Annotated in this window: 11 protein-coding genes; 9 read left to right on the plus strand and 2 right to left on the minus strand. The window is 45.0% G+C overall.

Annotated elements, in window-relative coordinates; all coding sequences use genetic code 11:
* The first annotated feature begins 179 nt into the window (after positions 1-179).
* The 9 genes from trxA (at position 180) to ACLGGO_RS01370 (ending at position 12,330) form a co-directional block, all read left to right on the plus strand.
* The gene (gene trxA / locus ACLGGO_RS01330; RefSeq protein ID WP_446336004.1) at positions 180-503 is read left to right on the plus strand and encodes a thioredoxin; all 324 of its coding nucleotides are present in this window, start codon (positions 180-182) and stop codon (positions 501-503) included.
* A 225-nt stretch (positions 504-728) separates the two neighbouring features.
* A complete protein-coding gene (locus ACLGGO_RS01335) occupies positions 729-1,541 on the plus strand; it encodes a DUF928 domain-containing protein (protein WP_446417996.1) in 813 nt (270 codons plus the stop codon).
* 762 nt (positions 1,542-2,303) lie between these two features.
* Positions 2,304-7,748 carry a CHAT domain-containing protein gene (locus ACLGGO_RS01340; protein ID WP_446417997.1) on the plus strand — a complete coding sequence of 1,815 codons (5,445 nt, stop codon included), beginning with the start codon at positions 2,304-2,306 and terminating at the stop codon, positions 7,746-7,748.
* Positions 7,749-7,816: 68 nt separating this feature from the next.
* On the plus strand, positions 7,817-8,179 hold the full coding sequence (locus ACLGGO_RS01345; protein WP_446336001.1) for a KGK domain-containing protein: 363 nt from the start codon (positions 7,817-7,819) through the stop codon (positions 8,177-8,179).
* Between the two features lie 539 nt (positions 8,180-8,718).
* Entirely contained in the window at positions 8,719-8,880 is a 162-nt protein-coding gene (locus tag ACLGGO_RS01350) for a hypothetical protein (RefSeq protein WP_446336000.1), read from the plus strand.
* A gap of 328 nt (positions 8,881-9,208) precedes the next feature.
* The gene (locus tag ACLGGO_RS01355) at positions 9,209-9,721 is read left to right on the plus strand and encodes a hypothetical protein (protein WP_446335999.1); all 513 of its coding nucleotides are present in this window, start codon (positions 9,209-9,211) and stop codon (positions 9,719-9,721) included.
* An 8-nt stretch (positions 9,722-9,729) separates the two neighbouring features.
* The gene (locus ACLGGO_RS01360; RefSeq protein ID WP_446336041.1) at positions 9,730-9,915 is read left to right on the plus strand and encodes a hypothetical protein; all 186 of its coding nucleotides are present in this window, start codon (positions 9,730-9,732) and stop codon (positions 9,913-9,915) included.
* A gap of 247 nt (positions 9,916-10,162) precedes the next feature.
* Positions 10,163-11,368: a Coenzyme F420 hydrogenase/dehydrogenase, beta subunit C-terminal domain gene (locus ACLGGO_RS01365; protein WP_446335998.1), complete on the plus strand. Its 1,206-nt coding sequence runs from the start codon at positions 10,163-10,165 to the stop codon at positions 11,366-11,368.
* 302 nt (positions 11,369-11,670) lie between these two features.
* Positions 11,671-12,330 (plus strand): hypothetical protein, encoded by a 660-nt coding sequence (locus ACLGGO_RS01370; RefSeq protein ID WP_446417998.1) that lies wholly within the window; start codon positions 11,671-11,673, stop codon positions 12,328-12,330.
* Between the two features lie 44 nt (positions 12,331-12,374).
* Here ACLGGO_RS01370 and ACLGGO_RS01375 read toward each other — a convergent pair whose 3' ends face one another.
* The gene (locus ACLGGO_RS01375; RefSeq protein ID WP_446417999.1) at positions 12,375-12,818 is read right to left on the minus strand and encodes a hypothetical protein; all 444 of its coding nucleotides are present in this window, start codon (positions 12,816-12,818) and stop codon (positions 12,375-12,377) included.
* Positions 12,819-13,511: 693 nt separating this feature from the next.
* Positions 13,512-15,107: a gamma-glutamyltransferase family protein gene (locus ACLGGO_RS01380; RefSeq protein ID WP_446418000.1), complete on the minus strand. Its 1,596-nt coding sequence runs from the start codon at positions 15,105-15,107 to the stop codon at positions 13,512-13,514.
* Positions 15,108-15,529: the final 422 nt, after the last annotated feature.

The following is a 15,529-nucleotide window of genomic DNA, read 5'->3' on the forward strand; positions in this document are numbered from 1 at the left end:
CGTTCGGGCGGTTCCTTTTGAGTATCAAGCTCCCATGCCACGATACATTGACATCCCAACTGATTAAATGTGACAATTTATGTCTAAATAAATACTTTTCTGGCAGGAGAACGCTCAGTTTTCTCTGTGGTAAAATATCCAAGACAACGTAGAAACAGTACACGCAAGGATTTCCAGGCATGTCAACAGCCGTAGCAGTTACAGACGCCAGTTTTAAGCAAGACGTCCTAGACAGTGACGTTCCCGTTTTAGTGGATTTTTGGGCACCTTGGTGTGGTCCTTGTCGGATGGTCGCACCTGTGGTGGATGAAATTGCACAACAGTACGAAGGTCAGGTCAAGGTTGTGAAGCTCAACACTGACGAAAATCCCAATGTAGCCAGTCAGTACGGAATTCGCAGCATTCCTACCTTAATGATTTTTAAAGGAGGGCAGCGAGTCGATATGGTTGTGGGCGCAGTGCCAAAAACAACACTGGCAAATACTCTAGAAAAGTATCTCTAATCGATAATCGATTCAGCCTTAAGCCGAGTTGGGTTAAGGCTAGTTAAGCTTGCAGGCGCGATGAGTCGCTACAGCTACAAAAGCCTGTAAGCTCTAGAGTAACATTGCAAAAATAACCCACAAACCAGCATAATTATCTGTTTTTCTGAATTTGTGTTGTAAATCCGGATTAGGAAATTGCCGCTTGTACTAGTAAATGTCTAAATCTATAGACTTTACTATGTCATGACTAGGATACCTATATCGCCTCCACCCATCAAACGTGTTGTGGCGATCGCATCAGTCGTGGTTGGTTGTCTGGTGAGTCCCATCCCGACTCAATCTCAACCAATCAACTCAGCGAGTAATACTCCCTCGCTGCAAGACATGCTTGAATTTAATCTCGATCTATCGGGTAGGGGGCGCCCTGGCGATCGCACAGGGGGCGCGAGTCGTAGTCTATGTGGGGCGGGTAAAACCGGAGAACCACTGTTCGCCCTGATTCCCGATACCAATTTGGGATTAACAGTAGAGGAACATCCCACCTTCTGGTTTTATATTCCCGATGGCGCGAATAAATTCCACTCGATGAAATTTGCCCTCTGGAGTGATCAGGGTGAAAAATTGTACGAAACTACCTATCGGGTGACAAACACCCTACCCGGCGTGATTAGCATCTCTTTACCGCCAACCACACCCGCGCTAAAGGAAAACCAATACTACAACTGGATTTTCACGGTTTACTGTGAAGATCCCCAACGGGCGACTGTTACCACTGATCCTAAACGAGTCCGAGTTAGAGGTTCCATCCAACGTGTTCCCTTAACCGCTGAACTCAAACAAGGATTGAATAGTGTTGTGACACCACGCGATCGCGCGGTTATCTTTGCCCGGAATGGGATTTGGTTTGATTCTATCACCCTGATCGGCAATCTTCGCCGTACTCAAACAGCCAATCGCGCCCTGGCGGCGGATTGGACGAATCTGTTAGAGGACATTGAACTCGAGGCGATCGCATCCCAACCCATTACGGAATGCTGTAGTGCTTCTGCTAAGTAATCCCAAAATTTGTCTAGGGGTTCTCAACTGAGCATTATCAATCACCATGTCCTCAAATTCAGGTTGCTGGTATTACATCATTCCCCAAAACCCCTATATCTAGTGGATGTGCATCATCTGATTGTACATATATCAGCGACTTGATTCGATCCTGTAAGACCCCGCTACACTATCTCGTTCGATCATGCGCTTTCCCACTTTGGCTGTTCTCCTGTACTAGACAGGGAACAGCTTATCGCCTTCTCGGTTAAGTTTAATTCCATAGCCACTTGACCTTGAAAACAGTGTGCTATAAAGAAGTAGATTACATAGTTCCTAAATTATTAGGTGGTGTATAACTAAATACTGTGGCTTTTTTGTCCAATGGTTTAGTATTTTGTTGTCATTGGAGAATATAGGTTAGTGGCTGACCCTAATTGAGTCATCCTGGCAAAGAGATTCCCGGTTCTGAATTTCTTTGAGGGGCATTTGTATTGAGCATTTGCCTAGGTTCACCTTAGCTAAAACCAATAACAGATAGCGTAACCCTGAAAATTGGAGTGATATAGCCCAGGTTGATTATTCAGATACTCTTGAGGATAATTCAACAGCAATAGTTTTGGTGTCTGTAGAAAATTCCACCTATTATTTGATAGCTGAGTAAGCGTATTGGGATTCGGTGTGGCTTCCGGTTAGGACTTACTATATGTAGGGTTGAGTGGCATCCTGTCGGTAAAGTCCTATACATCAGTTCTACTTATTCGACGGAGTTTTGTAGCCCCTATGATTAATTCTGCAATGAAAGGAGCAACCCTACTGTTGGCTACCTTACCCATTTTTGGTGCGACGGCAACTGGTATACCGCCAACTCAGGCAACATTAATCCATGCCGATGGGAATAAAACGGGCGTACCGATTGTTTCGCACCCTAACCCTAGCTCTCTATTGAGAAACCCTTTAGTTACTCAACAGTCTGCGCCCAATCCTTATTTGAAAGATACTATTGTAACCAAGAAAGCCGCACCGAGCAACCCCCCAACTTTAATCATGGCTCAGTCCATTACCGAGGCGGTGGATGGGACAGGTACAACGGTTCACCAAAACGGTAACCAATTTAACATCGACGGTGGCATAGTTTCTGGAGATGGGGCAAATCTATTTCAGAGTTTTCAACAATTTGGTCTTTCATCGGGTGAAATTGCCAATTTTATTTCTAATCCTCAAATTAGTAATATCTTAGGGCGGGTGGTTGGTGGGAATGCCTCAATTATTAATGGTTTGATTAAAGTTACGGGGGGCAACTCAAATTTATTTTTAATGAATCCGGCGGGAATTATATTTGGCGCCAATGCTAGCTTAAATGTTCCCGCGTCATTTACAGCCACAACCGCGACAGGAATTGGCTTTGAGGGGGAGAATTGGTTTAATGTCTTTAGTGAAAATAACTATCAAAGCTTAATTGGTGATCCCAATCAGTTTGCCTTTGATTTGGCTCAAGGAGCAACTCTCATTAATGGTGGCAATTTAGCTGTATCTGAAGGACACAATTTAACCTTACTGGCGGGACATACGATTAACACCGGGCAACTGACTGCACCGGGCGGCACAATTACAATGGCGGCTGTACCGGAATCCCATCGGGTGCGGATTAGTCAACCGGGACAATTATTAAGTTTAGAATTTGTACCGCCAACAGGTGTCAATGGGGAGATGGAAGCTATTGAACCCTTGGATTTACCAACGCTGCTGACGGGTACAGAGGAAAGTGTGGAGACGGGATTAACTGTTACGGATACAGGTCAAGTACAGCTTCAGGATTCTGGTATGAGTGTACCTACAGAAGTAGGCGTTGCGATCGCGTCTGGTACTCTGGATGTTTCTCATGCGTCTCCTACTGTCGATTCCCAGTCTGTGAATGTTTTGGGCAACAAAATTGGTGTATTTGATGCCACGATTAACGCTTCTGGGACTTATGGCGGGGGAACAGTACGACTGGGCGGCGACTATCAGGGTCAAGGTACGTTTAATGCCTCTCAAACCCTCGTCAGTGAAAACTCGCTGATTACGGCTGATGCTGGGGTACAGGGGACAGGCGGTGAGGTGTTTGTTTGGGCAGATGGAGTTACAGGCTTTTATGGGACGATAAGCGCCCGTGGTGGAAATCAAGTGGGAGATGGGGGATTTATTGAGGTTTCTGGCAAAGAGTTGCTGGTTTTTACGGGGCACGCTGATGCTGGAGCAGCTAATGGTCAACCGGGTACGTTATTGCTTGATCCTAAAAATATCATAATTGGGGAGACTAATGCTCCGTTAAAAGAACTTTTTAATCCTAATAACCTAACCAATAATCAATTTGGATATTCAGTCGCGGCAGTCGGCTCCAATATATTAGTGGGTGATCCTGGGGATGATACGAAGGGAACCAATGCAGGTGCGGCTTATTTATTTGATGGTAACGATGGAAGCTTAATCCACAGTTTTCTAAATCCCGATGATACTAATGCAGCGGGAGATCAATTTGGTTTTTCTGTCGCTGGAGTAGGGATAAACGTGCTAATTGGCGCTCCTGGAGATGATCCAGGAGGAGTTAATAATGCAGGTGCAGCGTATTTGTTTGATAATTCAGGGAATCAATTAGGAATCTTTTTGAAGCCAAGCTTCGCTGGTGGAGCCACACAAGGTGACCAATTTGGTTTTTCTGTCGCTGGAGTAGGGAACAATGTAGTAGTTGGTGTTCCTTTTGATGATACGGCAGGAGCCTCGGATGCTGGAGCTGCCTATTTATTTAGTGGCAATGATTGGCAAGACCAAACAGGTTTGCTCAGCCAAAAACCTACAAATGGTGGTCACTTTGGTTATGCCGTATCAGGAGTTGGTTCAGATATAGTCGTTGGTGCCCCTGGTGATGCTCCAAATACTATCACTACAGGAGCAGCCTATTTGTTCAATAGTCAAGGTAACTTGATACGTAGCTTCCAAAACCTAAATAATGAAAATGGTGAATTTGGCACTTCTGTAGCTGCAGCAGGAGAAAATATCCTGATCGGTGCGCCTAAGAATAACACGACTTCAGGAACAACAGGAGCTGCCTATTTGTTTGATCAGCAAGGCAATCTTCTGCAAACATTTGAAAGTCCCCAATCTACACCGAATGGAGCTTTCGGCTCGTCGATAGCGATGGTAGGAGCAAATGTTTTAGGGAGTGCGCCTAGTGATAATACAAAAATAGGGACGGTAGGCTCTGCCTATTTGTTTAATTCCAACACAGGAGATATACTACAAACGCTTCCCAATCCTTCTGGTGGCTCTCATTTTGGAAATTCGGTGACTACAGTTGGCACACAGATATTTGTCGGAGACTATACGGGTGATGTTGCTAACAATGCTGGAAAGGTTTACTTATTTTCTTCAAGCTTCATGTTTGATGATAATCCTAACTCCGAGGTTACCATCGATGCTGACACCATTACCAACATTACTAACACTGGAACAGAGATGGTGTTGCAGGCAAACAACGATATTATCGTGAATAATGTTATTCAAACTCAAGCGGAGGAGGTTGGCGGCGGATTAACGTTACAAGCCGGTCGGAGTATTTCTGTTAAGGCTGATATTACAACCGATAATGGCAATTTGACCTTAATTGCCAATGATAGGAATGCGATTAGAGATTTTCGTGATGCAGGGCAAGCTGAGATTTTAATTGATCCTAAAGTACGAATTAATTCTGGTACGGGAGATACAACGATCCGGTTAAATACAGGTGCTGAAGGTGGCAATATTACTCTCGCTAATATCACTGCCAGAAATTTAACTGTAAACAATAGTGCTACAGGGGGTAAGGTTAACATTCCCGAACAAATTCAGCTAAGTGGTGACTTCCAGGTTACTACGGTTGGCGGTACTATTGAATTTGAAAATGCTTTCACGCTGACCGGTGAAACGTTTCTATCTACAGGCGCTGGAACGGGAGATATTCTGTTTAATAATCTTCTCGATGGGACTCAAAATCTAAATTTTACGGCGGGAACAGGTAATGTGATCTTTGAGGAGAAAGTAGGTAGCCGTATACCTCTGGGAAACCTGACAATTAGTAGTGCTTTTAATGTGACGGCAAAAGACGCGACAAGAGCCACTAGCTTGACTCATCAACCGGGAACTGGCACAATTAATCAGGCAAATCTTCGAGATATTCAAATCCTGGATGGAGACTTACTTCTCAATACCACGAATACCCTGACTGTCGGCAATATTACAGCAACTGACGGCAAGGTAGAACTGAGTGCCAATACTGATCTGAACACAGAAAATATTACCACCTCTGGCGGCATCATTAATCTCACCAGTCAAACAGGACGGATTAATACGGGTGACTTAAATTCTTCTGCAGCCACTGGTGGCGATATCACTGTAAATGCGAATATCAGGATTACGACTGGAGCCATCAATTCTAGCGGCACTGAAGGCGATGGCGGTAACGTTCTACTTGATCCCATCCAAGATATTACCGTCAGTTCCATTAATGCTCAAGGCGGAAGCAATGGTCAAGGCGGTGATGTTGAAATCACGACCCAACGCTTCTTTCAAGCAACAGGCAGTTTTACTGATCAAAATGGCAGAGAAGCTAGCATTTCTACTGCTGGCGGTAAAGGTGGCGGCGATATTACCATTCGTCACGATGGTGGCGCAAGAAATGAGCCTTTTGTAGTGGGTAATGGCAGTGATAATGGTACGGCTGAAGCCATTACCAGTGGTGAATTTACTATCGCACCGGTTCAGTCATTTCCAGGAAGCTATACTCTGGGCAATATTCGGATTATTACAACTGACCCGAATGTTCCAAATAATCCGAATAATCCGAATAATCCGAATAATCCGAATAATCCGAATAATCCGAATAATCCGAATAATCCGAATAATCCAAATAATCCGAATAGTCCGCTAATAGAGTTTAAAAGACCTTTAGAGCGACCTCCTACTCCTAATGCCTTAGATCAAGAGCCAATTCTCAACGCGGATGTTTACAAAATAGAACGCTACTTTACTCAAACATTTGAGAAACAATTGGGGATGGAGGCGGAAAAAATCCTCACCTTAGATGAAATTCGGAGTCGCCTGCGTAGCATTGAAGTTGCGACTGGGGTCAAGCCGGCTGTAATTTACGGTTTTTTTGTACCTAGCAGCACTAACTCAGAAATGGAACTCGAACTGATGCTGGTAACAGCGGAGCAGGATGTGATCACTAAGCGAGTGTCAGGGGCTAAACAATCTGATGTACTGCTTACAGGACAGAACTTTCGTCAGGAAATTATTGATGGTGGGTTTGGGTATTTAAATGATGCCAAACAACTGTATCAATGGTTAGTAGCACCCTTAGAACCAGAATTACAAGAGAAAGGAATTGAAAATCTCGTGTTCATTCTCGACGAAGGGTTGCGCTCATTGCCCCTAGCCGCTATTCATGATGGAGATGGCTTTATTGTGCAGCGATATAGCGTCAGTTTGATGCCTAGTGTTAGCCTCACGGATACCCGTTATGCTAGTATTAAAACAATGCCCGTTTTGGCAATGGGAGCCTCAGAATTTCCCAATAATCCCCTTTTGGAACAATTACCAGCTGCCGCTGCTGAGGTATCGATTCTGACCAATACACTGTGGCGAGGTCAAGCCTTTTTCAATGACAAGTTTACTGTTAACAATCTCAAGAGACAACGAGAAGACAAACCCTTTGGTATTATTCACCTCGCCACCCATGCTGAATTTGTACCGGGCGCACCCAGTAATTCCTATATTCAGTTATGGGATACTAAGGTAGGATTAGACCAAGTACGTAGTTTAGGCTGGAATGATCCGCCTGTAGAATTAGTGGTATTAAGTGCTTGTCGTACCGCATTAGGTGATCCGAGTGCAGAACTGGGATTTGCTGGATTTGCGGCTAAAGCTGGAGTTAAATCAGTATTAGCCAGTTTGTGGTACATCGAAGATTGGGGAACGTTGCCAATGATGGCAGAGTTTTACAATCATCTGGATGACGCACCGATTAAAGCCGAAGCATGGCGACGGGCGCAAGTGGCAATGATTGAAGGGAGGGTTAGGTATGAAGACAATCAATTAATCTTGTCTGATAAAGCCATTACTTTGCCACCTTCTGATGCCAAACTAGGGAATCCAGACCTGTCTCATCCCTACTACTGGTCAGCATTTAGTATTGTTGGCAATCCTTGGTAAAGTGAAGGCTCCAAGGCAAAGGGCACAGGGATGAAAAATGACCAATGACCAATGATAAATGACAAAAAATGAGCGTAGATAATCAGAATCAGTTTGAGCCACTTTTGGGCGGTGAAGTCTTGTCCGTTGATGAATCAGCACAACTTTTACTTGGGAATCGCACGTTCCGAGTTGAGGAATTCGTAGAAGCGATACGGATGCAGCTTGAAGATGTAGAGGGATGGACTCAAGACAAGAATGCCTGGTTTAGCGAAAAGGGTATTCCGGCTGAAGTTTTGAGATTTACGGCTAAAGGGTGGCAAAAAGGCACGGTGAGAATCAGCCTAGAATTTGTTCCTGAAGAAACTGAGAGTCACAAATCCAAAAACTTGAAGATCAGCAATACATCACCAGAGCAAGAGGAACTACCAATTATTGGAATGATGGGCTAGATTAGCACATCGTTCAATGGTAAGCCAATTTTGATGTCGGGTGAGCAAGAGTTATCAAGTTTGAGACGAGTTGTGTTATTATTCATTGCTTTTGCCCACCTTCCGGTAACGTGGGGTTTATCACTCGTGCGGCAAAATTTTAATTTCACTCTCAAGAAAACACGTTCTGACTCAAGGGTTTGAGGAGAGGGCGACCCGATGAAATTGAATGGGCTGGTGTTGTTAATTGATACAAGCGGGTCGCCCCTACAGTTTGTTAATTGAGGTAAGGGAGTTGCTTCTAGACCCCTCTCTTATTCTAATTGATATACTTTGCTAACAACATCTCTCTTTCAAAAGGAGGATGTTCTCAGCCCAAAGACTAACTTATTAATAATAAAGCTACTAAAAACACATAGGCGATTCGTCCTTTTGAGAGGTCAACTACCCCGCTCATACTTACCCATGGACGTTAGCTTACATTTTCAGATGAGAGTAGCTGCTGCGGTTAGTTGTCAGGGATTGATCAAGATGAACAGAACCGAAGACTCGAAACTACCATGATTGTCATGGAACGGGGACTCTCTTTGGGAGAGTGGGCGGTATCCAATCAGGTTTTCGCTGCTATGGTTGTTGTGTCAGGGGTGACTAGCATTCTAGCACCGATTATTCTCCGTTCATTGTTGAACAAATTGCCTCAAGCACAAGTAGGAGTAGACTGATGCCTATTTCATCTCAGCTTATTGTGTGGATTGCGATCGCGTTAGTGCAAGTCAGCCTCCTGGCAATAGCACCGTTGTTGATTCGCTGGCTTTCATTACTGCCTTAAATGTTCGGAAAATATCTCTCTTAAAGCGGAACAAAAATCATCTGTTAGGACTCAAAGAGTACAACAGATAAATCCTCCTTGAGGCAGATCGATTTTGACGCCTCATCTTTTAAGCTGATTGCCGAGGACTATAACTTGATTAGCCGAACTATTTTCTAGTCATAGGACTATAGTTGATAAATTGGCAATTTGCCCAAAACCACACAAGGAGACATTGTTGAATGCAGAATCGTTTGCCGAAAAAAGAACACAACGGATTAAGTAGCTTGAAAAAAGGTGCGTTTGCTTTACTCACATTGTCCTTACTCCTAGGTGCTTGCAACCCCGAACCGGAAGCAACGGTTCCTCAAACCGAACCTGACACAACATTGACAGAAACGGACGATACAGACGTTGAAGACGTTGTTGAAGATACCGAAGAACTGATCGGTCAGACGGTAACAGTGATGGGTGAAGTTGAACAAGATTATGGGATCAACACCTTTGTCTTAGAAGAAACCGGTGAGATATTTGCTGATCAAGTCTTGGTGATCAATACCGCAGCAACAACAGAGCCGATTCTCGCAGAGCAGAATGTGCAAGTTACCGGAGAAGTGCGCGAACTTGTGCTAGCTGACTTTGAGCGGGATTATGACCTAACTTGGGAGGGGGATGTTCGGCAGACGATAGAAGCTGAGTATGTCGGAAAGCCTGTTATCGTTGCCGATACTGTCGAGGTAATGAATACCCCCTAGACTTTCGGTTGAGTCAAAAACCCTACTCCATAGCGAAGGAGACTCCATGGCAAAGGATTCTGGATGCGCCAGTGGGAGAGGCGCTGCTCGGTCGGGTGATGGACGCCACAGGTCGTCCGTTAGATAATCACGGTGCGATTGAAGCCACAGGGTTGCGCTACATTACCCCTTATGCGGCGATGTCCATTGGCTAATATTTCCGCGATCGCGGACAGGATGCGTTAATCAACTACCCAGACCTGCGATCGCACAGGTCTGGGTTTTCAGTAGCCCTGAAGTCATCAAACAAGTTAAGCTGAACGTATCTGGGAGTTCTGTTTCCAGATGTTGGAACGTTCAACGCACCTCAACGAGGAACTTAGAGGCGGTTCACTAAAGCCCTGATTACGAACTAGGATATCTTGAGAGAAGAACCGTCCCGTAAGATAAAATCCTTTTTCAATGACTGCGACTACTCCCAACTCCGCCAAACACAAAAAAGCTAAAGCCCTGAAACCAGGGACTATACGCCCTGCCAAGGAACTCTGTAGCGAATGTGGTCTGTGTGATACATACTATATTCACTATGTCAAGGAAGCTTGTGCATTTCTTAACCAACAGATTCCCGAATTAGAAACCCAAACTCACGGACGTAGCCGGAATCTAGATAATCCCGATGATTGGTATTTCGGCGTCAACCAAAACATGATGGCGGCGCGGAAAATTCAACCCATTGAAGGGGCGCAGTGGACCGGAATTGTCAGCACCATTGCCATTGAAATGCTAACAAGTGGCAAAGTCGAAGGCGTCGTCTGTGTGCAGAACACAAAAGAAGACCGTTTTCAACCCATGCCGATTATCGCCCGGACTCCAGAAGATATTCTCGCCGCGCGGGTGAATAAGCCAACCCTGTCTCCTAACCTTTCGGTATTGGAACAAATCGAACAGTCGGGGATGAAACGCCTATTAGTGATTGGCGTCGGCTGTCAAATTCAGGCATTACGGGCGGTGGAAAAAGAACTGGGCTTAGAAAAACTCTATGTTCTGGGTACACCCTGTGTAGATAATGTCACCCGCGCCGGCTTGCAGAAATTCTTAGACACCACCAGCAAGTCCCCTGATACAGTCGTGCATTATGAGTTTATGCAGGACTTTCAAGTTCACTTCAAACACGAAGATGGTTCAATTGAGAAAGTCCCCTTCTTCGGATTGAATACCAAAGAACTCAAGGATGTATTTGCCCCCTCTTGCATGAGTTGTTTTGATTATGTCAACTCTCTGGCGGATTTGGTTGTCGGTTACATGGGCGCACCCTTTGGTTGGCAATGGATAGTGGTGCGAAATGAGCGGGGACAGGAAATGCTGGATTTGGTGCAAAATCAGCTAGAAACTCAATCGGTTACGTCTAAGGGCGATAGACACCAAGCGGTGCAACAGAGTATTCCGGCTTATGATAAAGGTGTCACCTTACCGATGTGGGCCGCCAAATTAATGGGGGTGGTGATTGAAAAGATTGGTCCGAAAGGATTGGAGTATGCTCGTTTCTCGATAGACTCCCACTTTACCCGCAATTATCTCTATGTGAAGCGCCATCACCCAGAGAAATTAGAAGCCCATGTGCCAGAGTTTGCCAAGCGAATTGTCGGAGAGTATACTTTACCCGATTAAGGGAGTTATTAACTAAAAATTTGGGGTAAGGGTGAGTTGTAGCGACAAAGATAACCCAGCGCAACTGACCCTGACTTCATTGATGGGTATTTATGCTGTTCTCGATTGATGCATAGGTTTGGGCGAATGATGTGATATCCCTTCTGTTCTCGATTGATGCATAGGTTTGGGCGAAGCATTCGCGGTGAAAATTGAGCTGTAGAATCGAACAATCTAGGCGCGAATGCTTCGCCCCTACAGCCCTACTCCTACAGGAATGTAACATTTAAATATTACAATACAATACTGATTATTCTACACCAATGCCCTCCAAAACGTTTATTGTTCGCGCCCACGCGAGAACCATCTATACCCGCCCCGTCACATTTATATGTGCGAAGTGCCATCAGGCGACAACTCGCGAGTGCTATCCGGGTACACCACCAAAGTACTGCCTCAACTGTGCGCCGAGGAAGAAGAAAGCATCAGCAACCCGAAAACCGGAAAAGGGAATGTTTAAACCCACTCATCACTTGGTTGCTCAGAGTACGGGTGAACGAACACCTGTGTGCCTAGAAACGTCCTCTGTTCCGGGATGTTTCTGGGTGCGTACAGCCCTAGATTGGTTTGCGGGAGAGTCGATTATTCAATATCACAAACAAAAGGGATTATATAGCCGGGATATGCCCTTGGTGGGGTATTCCCTGGACGAGATAGCATCTGATATAGGGACGGGAAACTCTAAGCAAGAGCAAGGCGCGATCGCAACCGCTTCTCCTCCCCAAACCCGACCCCACAGCGCCAGAGAACTCTGCAAGCGCTTCAAATGTGGCGATCGATTACTCAAGAGAATGCGTTCGGCTCCAGACTTTGAACAATGGAGTCAATCGAGAGATCCACTGGGAATCGCCTGGGTCTACCGGGATGAAAAATTCTTGCCCAAAATGCAGGATGTTGAACCTGAATTTGTCAGTCCAGGTTAATTAATAGAGGAAACTTTTAACAGAAGCTATTGAAATCATTAAAGCTAGAAAAATTCCCCCAAAGGATTTGCCCACCCCAGTTTGGCAGGTTTTAAGGCTCGCTGAGTGGGGAAGCGTTCAAATAAAATGTCTAATTCACTTTTGCCGTATTCATTCCACAGCATTTCAATGGGTTTAAATTGCTCGGTATGTGGAAAATCGGCAGTATGGTGGGTTAATCGTTTAGCGTATTGGGTCAACGGCTTAAAGTGAATAGAATAATATAATCCGTTGACTGCATAGTTTCTGATTTCAAAGCAGGGAAAAAATTCCGGAAAGCGTTCCCTAGCTTCCTGAAAACGGCTATAAATATCCCGTTCCCAACGCTTGCGGGTAATTTCGTCAATTTCTATAACTTGCTCATTTAGGAGAATCATTGACTTATTGGAACCGTGCATAATCTGGAGGGAACTCACTTCACTCCCTACTCTAGAAAGATGGTATGACAAGGTTATGACAACTTAATGACAATCTTACACAGGGCTGAATCAATGAGACATAGATTACCAGCATCTCCTTCTAGATTTTAACCCTTATACGCCATTCTCAAATCGTCGCCGATTTTCAGTATTCAATTGATCAATTATTACTTACTAAGCGCCACTAACTGTGGTTATACCAAACCATGCTTTCAGAGTGCAGAATGTTCGTTTCAGGATAACCATCAGGTACTACATACACCAGAAACTAATAAACTTACGCGATACCCTACAGTCCAATAGTTTAAACATTTAAATGATACCGCCTTTGTAACAAAACTTCATAAACTCCTGTTTTTGAGGCATTTCCCCAATAAATTGACGAGATTATGGGGGTTCCAGCGATTTGTCGATTTGGGGTATAATATTATATATTGGGCAATATTATTGACTAAAATAGGGTAACAATTCGCCAAACCCTTAATAATTCGTGCAATTTCTGCATTTTTCTACTCCTCTACTAAGGAATTCTTTTCTCGCCAAGCCATGTATTTACTTAAAGACGTGTAAAAAAATATTGCCTTATGTTGACTATAAGCGTGTTGTATTGTATTGATTTGGGGTTAGTAAAGGCGGGTTTTGCTACAGATGTTATCGGTGGGATTCAACATTGAGTGTCTAAACCCGCCCCTACAGCCCTGCTCCAATAACCTCACCTTGCAACTACTGCGCCAGCGCCAATCCATCCCCACGGGGTTCAGACGCCGCAACAAAAACGCCTCCCTGCCGTAAAATCATCTGACCCTTGCCAAACCGTTTCCCATCGGCACTCCTTTCAATGTCATGTCCCCGTTGGGCGAGTGCCAAGGCAACCTCAGCAGGTACAGTTGGCTCCAAAAGTACCTGATTTGCGGCGATAAACTGCCATCGAGGGGCATCCAGTGCCGCTTGGGGATTCATGCCATAATCTGCCAGATTCACTACCATTTGTAGATGTCCCTGGGGTTGCATATATTCCCCCATTACGCCAAAGGGTCCTAAGGGTTGACCGTCTTGGGTGAGAAAGCTGGGAATAATTGTATGATAGGGACGTTTCCCGGGCGCGACTTGATTAGGATGACCTGTTTCTAAGGTGAAACCACACCCCCGATTATGCAGGGCAATCCCCGTACCCGGAATCAGAATCCCACTGCCAAACCCTTGATAGTTCGATTGAATCAACGACACCATCAACTCGCCATCTGCGGCGGCTAAATAGACGGTTCCGCCTTTGGCTAAACCGGGTTGGGCTAAGGGAATTGCGGTTTGTGTGATTAACTGGCGACGGGTTTTGGCATAGTCTTTATCCAGGAGTCGCTCAACTGCCATGTCCATAAATCGAGGATCGGCAATATAACGCTTAGCATCGGCAAATGCCAGTTTCATCGCTTCAATTTGCAGGTGATAGCTTTCCACGGAGTCACGGGGATATTGACTTAAGTCAAATCCTTCTAAGATATTCAAGGCGATTAATGCAGCTAATCCTTGAGTATTTGGGGGAATTTCCCAAACCCGTAAGTCTCGATAGGTTGTGGAAATGGGGTTAACCCAATCCGCTTGATGGGCGGCGAAATCTGCCACGGTTAATAAGCCACCTGTATCCGCCGCAAAGTTCGCGATCGCACGAGCAATGTCTCCCTGATAAAAGCATTCACCGCCAGTTTGAGCAATCTGGGTTAAGGTTTGGGCATGAGCTTCACTTCCCCAAACCTCTCCCGGATGCGGCGCCCGGTTATTGGGGAAAAATACAGATTTAAACGGCTCAAATTCTCGCCCCTTCAGGGGGAGGAAAATCGCCTCCGCTTGTTTCCAAGCCGTTGCGGTAACCGGGGAAACGGGATATCCTGACCGAGCATAGCGAATCGCCGGGGCAAATAATTGCTCAAAGGGTAACTTTCCCCACCGTTGCCATAATGTTCGCCAAGCAGAGACGCATCCGGGTACGGTGACAGGTAACCAACCCCATTGAGGGATATCTTCCATCCCGGTAAAATGGTCTAAACTTAAGGCTTGAGAACTTTTACCGGAAGCATTGAGTCCATGTAACTGACCATCCCAGACTAAGGCAAAGGTGTCAGAACCGATTCCGTTAGAGGTGGGTTCAACTACCGTGAGTGCGATCGCGATCGCTAACGCCGCATCAACGGCATTCCCCCCCGCCCAAATCATCTCCATCCCCGCTAATGTGGCGAGGGGTTGGCTGGTGGCTACAGCACAATGCTTACCCATAATCACCCGTCGTGTTGAAGGGTAGGGGTAGTGAGTTAGGTCATTTGTCATTTGTCATTCGTCAGTTAACAGGTAGGTAGAGTTTTGAGTTAACTTCCCATCTTCCTCATCTCCCCCATTCCCCCCATCTCATGATAACTGATAACTGATAACTGATAACTGATAACTGATAACTGCTTACTGATAACTGATAACTGCTTACTGCTTACTGATAACTGATAACTGATAACTGCTTACTGATAACTGCTTACTGATAACTGCTTACTGATAACTGCTTACTGCTTACTGATAACTGCTTACTGCTTACTGATAACTGATAACTGATAACTGCTTACTGATAACTGATAACTGCTTACTGATAACTGATAACTGATAACTGATAACTGATAACTGCTTACTGATAACTGATAACTGATAACTGATAACTGATAACTGATAACTGATAACTGATAACTGATAACTGATAACTGATA

Source organism: Coleofasciculus sp. (assembly GCF_046565525.1).
Taxonomy (GTDB): Bacteria; Cyanobacteriota; Cyanobacteriia; order Cyanobacteriales; family Coleofasciculaceae; genus Coleofasciculus.

Bases quoted from the DNA above. Each gene is read 5' to 3' on its own strand.
- ACLGGO_RS01355 (WP_446335999.1), top strand. From the start codon at position 9,209: ATGCAGAATCGTTTGCCGAAAAAAGAACACAACGGATTAAGTAGCTTG.
- ACLGGO_RS01380 (WP_446418000.1), bottom strand. From the start codon at position 15,107: ATGACAAATGACCTAACTCACTACCCCTACCCTTCAACACGACGGGTG.
- ACLGGO_RS01345 (WP_446336001.1), top strand. From the start codon at position 7,817: ATGAGCGTAGATAATCAGAATCAGTTTGAGCCACTTTTGGGCGGTGAA.
- ACLGGO_RS01340 (WP_446417997.1), top strand. From the start codon at position 2,304: ATGATTAATTCTGCAATGAAAGGAGCAACCCTACTGTTGGCTACCTTA.
- ACLGGO_RS01335 (WP_446417996.1), top strand. From the start codon at position 729: ATGACTAGGATACCTATATCGCCTCCACCCATCAAACGTGTTGTGGCG.
- ACLGGO_RS01365 (WP_446335998.1), top strand. From the start codon at position 10,163: ATGACTGCGACTACTCCCAACTCCGCCAAACACAAAAAAGCTAAAGCC.
- ACLGGO_RS01350 (WP_446336000.1), top strand. From the start codon at position 8,719: ATGATTGTCATGGAACGGGGACTCTCTTTGGGAGAGTGGGCGGTATCC.
- ACLGGO_RS01370 (WP_446417998.1), top strand. From the start codon at position 11,671: ATGCCCTCCAAAACGTTTATTGTTCGCGCCCACGCGAGAACCATCTAT.
- trxA (WP_446336004.1), top strand. From the start codon at position 180: ATGTCAACAGCCGTAGCAGTTACAGACGCCAGTTTTAAGCAAGACGTC.